Below are 6,730 nucleotides of genomic sequence, written 5' to 3' on the forward strand. Positions count from 1 at the left end.
GGTTGGGACCAGCCGCTGGTGTGCGGGCCGCTGACGCTGGATCCGGGCAGTTACGAGGTGCGGATGCACGGGGTGCCGACCGCCCGGCTGCCGCTGCGCGAGTTCCAGCTGCTGCACCTGTTGATGCAGCACGCGGAGAAGGTCATCACCCGCGACCGCATCCGGGCCGAGCTGTGGGGTGACGGCGCACGACGCTCCAACACCATCACCGTTCACATTCGTCGCCTCCGGGAGCGCCTGGGGGACGACCCGCACCACCCGGAGATCATCCAGACCGTGCGCGGCGTGGGGTACCGCCTGGTACCGCCCGGACGCTGACCCCCACCCCGCCCGGAAGCCCTTCCGTCCCGGTCACGGGGCGGTCGCGACGGGCCTCGGCCCGATGGTGAAAGCCGTCGGGCCCGCGGGTTTTTCACCTGTTTCACGTGCGATCGAAGCTTAACGATTCCAACACTTTTTGTGAAACTCCCGGTTCGGCCGAACCTATCTTTCTGTTCACTTTCCGGCCCTCGGGTCGTCGCCACGCGCTCCTACGTTCTGTCTCGACGCAGTCAAGTCACCCACTGCCGGCCCGGGGCCGGCGTTCATCAAGGAGCACATGCCATGCGCAACTGGCGCGCCAAGACCGCCGCTGTGGCGGTGGTTTCCGCCCTGGCCCTGGTCACCGCCTGTGGCAGCGACGACAACGGTTCCTCGGACAACGGGAACGGCGGCGGTAACGACAACGCCGGGAACAGCAGCGAGGAAGGCGCGGACGGCAGCGGGCTCTCCGGCACCATCACCGGAGCGGGCGCCTCGTTCCCCGACCCGCTGTTCCAGGAGTGGATCGCCGAGTACACCCAGAACGTCGAGCCCGACGTCACCATCAACTACCAGAGCGTCGGCTCCGGTGCCGGTGTCGAGCAGTTCCTCGGCCAGAGCGTCGAGTTCGGCTCCTCCGAGGAGTACCTGAGCGACGAGGCCCTCGCCGAGGCCGAGTCCGGCCGCTGCGAGGCCGTGCAGTTCCCGGTGGTCTTCGGCGCCGTGGTCATCGCCTTCAACGACCCGGCCCTGGACGGCCTGGTCCTGGACGCCGAGACCATCGCCAAGATCTACGACCGCGAGATCACCAACTACAACGACGACGCGATCGCCGACCTGAACCCGGACTTCGACCTGCCGGACCAGGAGATCCTGCCGGTCCACCGGTCGGACAGCTCCGGCACCACCTTCGTGTTCACCAACTTCCTCTCCCACGAGGTGTCGGACTGGGAGTCCAAGTACGGCGCCAAGAAGGAGATCGAGTGGGCCGAGGGCACCCTCGGCGGTGACGGCAACCAGGGCGTCGCTCAGGGCGTGCAGCAGAGCCCGGGCGGCATCGGTTACGTCAACCAGTCCTTCGCCCTGGAGGCCGGCCTGCCCGTCGCCCACGTCGTGAACGAGGACGGCGAGGCCATCGCTCCGACCCTGGAGGCCACCTCCGCCGCCTCCGAGGAGGCCGAGGTCCCGGAGAACTTCCAGTTCACCATCAACGACATCGGTGGTGAGGGCTACCCGATCGCGGGCACCAACTGGATCTTCACCTACACCTGCGACTACGACGAGAACACCGCCGACATCATCAAGGGCTTCTGGACCTGGGCGATGGAGTCGGACCGTGCCGACGAGCTGGCGGAGGAGCTGGGCTACGCCCCGCTCGGCGCCGAGCTGAAGGAGCGCGTCCTCGTCGAGATCGAGAAGACCAACAGCGGCAGCTGACGCCCCGGGCCGGGGCGGGCACCACGGGTCGGACCCACCGGTCCGGCGCCCGGGTCCCGCCCCGGCCTTCCGCGGCGGCTCCCGGCACCCCTCCGGGCGCCACCGGGCCATCCGGCCGGCGGGCCGGTCCCGCCCACCCGATCAGGCCACCGAACAGGAGCAGAATTCGATGTCGGCCACAGTCCGGGACCCGCAGCCCTCCCTGCGGGCCCGCCGCAAACGGCTTGCGGACCCGGCGTTCCGCTGGTTCGTCACCCTCGCCGGAACCAGTGTCTTCGTCATCCTGGCCGCGATGGTCGTGCGCACGACCACGGACGCGTGGCCGATCTTCCAGCACGAGGGGTTCTTCGGCTTCCTCACCGGCGACCGCTGGGTCTCCGGCTCCACCCGCGGCACCGGCGACTTCACCGGCACCTACGGGGCCTGGCCGTTCATCTACGGCACCCTGGTCACCGCCCTGATCGCGATCGTGATCGCGCTGCCACTGGCCCTGTGCGTGGCGATCTACATCAACCAACTGGCCCCCAAGCGCCTGCGCAACCCGCTGTCCTACACCGTGGAGATGCTGGCCGCCGTGCCGAGCATCGTCTTCGGCATGTGGGGCCTGTTCTGGTTGGTGCCCAACGTCCTGCTGCCGGTCTTCGGCTGGTTGGAATCGGTGCTCGGCTGGTTCTTCCTCTTCGAGGGGCCGGTCTTCGGTCGCGGTTATCTGGCCGCCGGCATCGTGTTGGCGATCATGATCCTGCCGATCATCACCGCCATCGTGCGCGAGGTCATCGCTGTTCACCCGGCCGACCAGCAGCACGCCGCCTACGCGTTGGGCGCGACCCGCTTCGAGGTCATCCGCAAGGTGGTCCTGCCCTCCAGCTTCTCCGGCATCGTCGGCGCCACCATGCTCGGCCTGGGTCGGGCCATCGGCGAGACCATCGCGGTGATGATGCTCATCGGCTCCACCAAGAGCTGGGAGGGCAGCCTGCTGCGCATGGGCGACTCCATGGCCGCGCACATCGCCGCCACCTTCAAGGACTCCTCCCCCGAGGCGGTCAAGGGCCTGATGGCGATCGGTGTGGCCCTGTTCCTGTTCACCATGATCATCAATGTCGCCGCCCGCCTGCTGGTGTGGCGGATCGGCCGAGTCGCGGGGGATGCCGCCGTATGAGCACCACCGTCACCGACAACACGCCCAACGGTGTCCCCGAGGGCTCCTCCGAGGGCGGTACGCCCACCAAGGGGAAGGGCCCTCGGCTCACACCCACCGGGCACCGCAGTCTGCTGGAGAAGCAGGGCAACGCCAACAGCCGGGCCACCGTCAACAGCATCGCCATGGGTGTGCTCACCGGCGCGATGGTACTGGCGGTCATACCGCTGGTGCTCATCCTGTACAAGGTCGGCGTCGAGGGCCTGAGCACGATCAACCTCAACTTCTTCACCATGGACGAGCCCACCTACCGGACCACCGAGGCCGGTTACCGGGCGGGCTTCGTCGGCACCCTCTACATCATGGCCGGCGCCATCGTGATGGCCATCCCGTTGGGTCTGGCCACCGCCATCTACCTGGTGGAGTACGGCCGCGGTCGGCTGGCCGGCCTGATCCGCTTCTTCACCGACGTCATGACCGGCATCCCCTCGATCTTCGTGGGTCTGTTCGTCTACGGCATGCTCATCGCCAGCGGAGCGATCTTCCGGGTCGGCTTCAGCGCCTTCGCCGCCTCGGTGGCGATCGCGGTGATCATGCTGCCCATCGTCACCCGCTCCGCCGAGGAGATCCTCAAGCTGGTGCCGGACGAGTGGCGCAACGCCTCCTACGCCCTGGGCGCCGGCAAGGCCCGCACCATCATGACCACGGTGCTCCCGGCCGCCGCCCCCGGACTGGCGACCGGCTCCATGCTGGCCGTGGCCCGCGGTGTCGGCGAGACCGCGCCGCTGATCCTCACCGCGCTGGGGTCGCAGTACCTGGTCACCACATACTTCTCCAACGCGCAGGGCGCGGTGCCATTGCAGATCCACAGCGGTGCCACCCAGCCCTTCGCGGCGGGCATCGAGCGGGCGTGGGGTGGCGCCCTGTGTCTCTTCCTGTTCGTCCTGATCCTGGTCATCGCCGCCCGCTGGATCGGCGCCAGGGCCAACAAGCGCGCGTGACCGCAAGGAGGGCCACGATGATCACGACGACCGAGGCGCCCATGGGTGCCGACACCGACACGCGGACCGACGCGGCCGGCACCGATGAGCGCAGCCCCGAGACCGTCGCCGCGCAGGCAATGGGTCTGGAGCCGACCGATGAGGCCGACACCGGCGAAACCCCCGGGACCGAGGCCGAGGAGCGGGCTGCGGGAGACCCCGAGCCGGAGATGGACGCCGTCTTCGAGATCGAGGACCTCTCGGTCCACTACGGCACCACTCTCGCGGTGCGGGACATCTCGATGCGCATCCCCCGCAAGCGCGTGACCGCCTTCATCGGCCCCTCGGGCTGCGGCAAATCCACCCTCCTGCGCTGCCTGAACCGCACCAACGACCTGCTGGACGCCACGGTCGGTGGTCGGCTGCTGTACAACGGCGAGGACATATACGACCCGCGGGTGGAGGCCGCCGAGGTGCGTCGCCGCATCGGGATGGTCTTCCAGAAGCCCAACCCCTTTCCCAAGTCCATCTACGACAACGTGGCCTTCGGGCCCCGGCTGAACGGCTTCTCCGGCAACCTCGACGAGCTGGTGGAGGAGAGCCTGACCCGGGTCGCGCTGTGGAACGAGGTCAAGGACAAGCTGGACGACAGCGGCCTGGCCCTCTCCGGGGGCCAGCAGCAGCGGCTGTGCATCGCCCGGGCCATCGCGGTCTCCCCCGATGTACTGCTGATGGACGAGCCCTGCTCCGCCCTCGACCCCATCGCCACCCAGCGCATCGAGGATCTGATCGACCGGCTCAAGACCGACTACACGATCGTCATCGTCACCCACAACATGCAGCAGGCCGCCCGGGTCTCCGACATGACCGCCTTCTTCAGCGTCCGCATGGACGGCGGGAAGGGCCCCCGGGTCGGCGAGCTGGTGGAGTACGACCGCACCACGAAGATCTTCTCCAACCCCTCGCGGCAGGCCACCGAGGACTACATCAGCGGTCGCTTCGGCTGAGCCGCCCCGGCCGGCCCACCCGGCTCCGGCCGGGGCGGCGCCGCCCCCTCCCGCGTCCTCCGGGCCGCACGGCACCCGCCGTGCGGCCCGGAGGCGTTCGCGGGGCGTCCCGGAAGGCGTCGGGCGCCGGCGCGCCCCGGCACGCCCGACGGGCCCCGGTTGTCCGGGATGTCACGGCGGGCCGCCCGTCGACGCCGGGCCGCTTCACCCAACCCCTGTCCGACGTTCATCCGCAGGAGGCCGGGCCGTACACCGGCGCTCGTAGCTTCGACACAGGGGCTTCGGCGGGGCGGGACTTCACAAGGAGCATTGCTGATGCGCGAGATGCGCACGAGAGTGCCGGCGCTCGCCGCGATCCTGGCGATCGGTGTCACCGGCGTCGCGGGATGCGGCCCACAGGCCGCGCGGGCGGGGGACACGGGGACGGAAGAGCCCCAAAAGCTGCTGACCGGCATCCTCAACGGGGCCGGCGCGTCCTTCCCCAACCCCCTGTTCCAGGAGTGGATCGAGGCGTACGGCTTCGACCAGCCCTTCGCCACCGTCAACTACCAGAGCATCGGATCGGGCGGCGGCATCCAGGGGTTCATCGAGGACACCCTGGACTTCGGCTCCTCCGAGAAGTACCTCACCGACGAGGACCTGGCCACCGCCTCCCTCAACCGGGACTGCGAGGCCATCCAGTTCCCCGTGGTCTTCGGTTCCGTGGTCATCGCCTTCCACGATCCGGCGATGGACGGCCTGGTCCTGGACGCCGACGCCATCGCCCGGATCTACGACCGCGACATCACCCGCTACGACGACCCGGCCATCGCGGCGCTCAACCCCGACCGGGACCTGCCCGACCGCGAGATCGTCCCCGTGCACCGCTCCGACGGCTCCGGCACCACCTACGTCTTCACCCACTACCTCGACCACGAGGTGCCGATGTGGGCGCAGAAGTACAGCGAGGGCAGCGACATCGAGTGGGCCGACGGCACGGTCGGCGGCGACGGGAACGAGGGCGTCACCGCCCGGGTGATCAACACCGAGGGCGGGCTGGGGTACGTCAACCAGTCCTACGCCATCCGGCACGACCTGGCCACCGCCCGGGTGATCAACGCCTCCGGCACGCCGATCGAGCCGACCCTGGAGGCCACCACCATCGCCTCGGACGTCGCGGTCATCCCGGAGAACTTCCAGTTCGACATCGACGACATCGGCGGCGGCGGCTACCCCATCTCCGGCACCAACTGGATCTTCGCCTACGAGTGCGGTTACGACGACGACCTCGCCGAGCTGCTGCGCTCCTTCTGGACCTGGGCGATGACCAGCGAGGAGGCCGACGAGCTGGCGCTGGAGCTGGGGTACGCGCCGATGGCGCCGGAGCTGAAGCGGCGGGTGCTGAAGGAGATCGAGCGGATCAACAGCCGTTGAGGCGTCGGTGGTGCCCCGGGCGTTCCGGGACACCACCGGGCCCCGGGACCGGCAGGCACGGGGAAGCACGGGGAAGGGGAGCCCTCGGACCCCCGAAACCGTCGCCACCTGCCGGTACCGTGGGTCGGATGAGCACGGATTCCGCCCGCCCGGCCTCTCCTCCGTCCTCCGCCTCACCCTCCCGGGGCACCCCCGTGGAGGGCGCGGGCGGGGGTCCGCGCACCCTCGCCGAGGAGTTGCGCGCCCTTCCGGACACCGCCCTCGCCGAGCTGTTGCGGCTGCGCCCCGACCTGCTCTCCCCACTGCCCGGCGATCTGACGCGGCTGGCCTCCCGGGCCGGGGAGCGCCTGTCGGTGCTGCGCGCCGTGGACCGTCTGGACACCCTCGCGCTGCGCACCGCCGAGGCCCTGGCCATCGCCCCGCACCCGTGCTCCCGGGCCGAACTGGCCGCCCTC

6 protein-coding genes and 1 pseudogene are annotated in these 6,730 nt (G+C 69.7%); all 7 read left to right on the forward strand.

Annotated elements, in window-relative coordinates:
• On the forward strand, nucleotides 1–318 hold a 318-nt coding region (locus FNQ90_RS08405), incomplete at its 5' end, for a winged helix-turn-helix domain-containing protein (RefSeq protein ID WP_182605792.1).
• Between the two features lie 285 nt (nucleotides 319–603).
• On the forward strand, nucleotides 604–1,737 hold the full coding sequence (pstS, locus tag FNQ90_RS08410) for a phosphate ABC transporter substrate-binding protein PstS (protein ID WP_182605793.1): 1,134 nt from the start codon (nucleotides 604–606) through the stop codon (nucleotides 1,735–1,737).
• 169 nt (nucleotides 1,738–1,906) lie between these two features.
• Nucleotides 1,907–2,896: a phosphate ABC transporter permease subunit PstC gene (gene pstC / locus FNQ90_RS08415; RefSeq protein WP_182605794.1), complete on the forward strand. Its 990-nt coding sequence runs from the start codon at nucleotides 1,907–1,909 to the stop codon at nucleotides 2,894–2,896.
• On the forward strand, nucleotides 2,893–3,876 hold the full coding sequence (gene pstA / locus FNQ90_RS08420; protein ID WP_228470967.1) for a phosphate ABC transporter permease PstA: 984 nt from the start codon (nucleotides 2,893–2,895) through the stop codon (nucleotides 3,874–3,876). Before pstC ends, pstA begins: the two co-directional genes overlap by 4 nt.
• A gap of 209 nt (nucleotides 3,877–4,085) precedes the next feature.
• Nucleotides 4,086–4,862 carry a phosphate ABC transporter ATP-binding protein PstB gene (gene pstB, locus FNQ90_RS08425; RefSeq protein WP_228470968.1) on the forward strand — a complete coding sequence of 259 codons (777 nt, stop codon included), beginning with the start codon at nucleotides 4,086–4,088 and terminating at the stop codon, nucleotides 4,860–4,862.
• A 315-nt stretch (nucleotides 4,863–5,177) separates the two neighbouring features.
• Nucleotides 5,178–6,275: a phosphate ABC transporter substrate-binding protein PstS gene (gene pstS, locus FNQ90_RS08430; RefSeq protein WP_182605795.1), complete on the forward strand. Its 1,098-nt coding sequence runs from the start codon at nucleotides 5,178–5,180 to the stop codon at nucleotides 6,273–6,275.
• 128 nt (nucleotides 6,276–6,403) lie between these two features.
• Nucleotides 6,404–6,730: pseudogene (locus tag FNQ90_RS08435) on the forward strand (hypothetical protein); the annotation flags it as partial.

Origin of the sequence: Streptomyces alkaliphilus (genome assembly GCF_014141535.1) — a bacterium.
Lineage (GTDB): Bacteria > Actinomycetota > Actinomycetes > Streptomycetales > Streptomycetaceae > Streptomyces > Streptomyces alkaliphilus.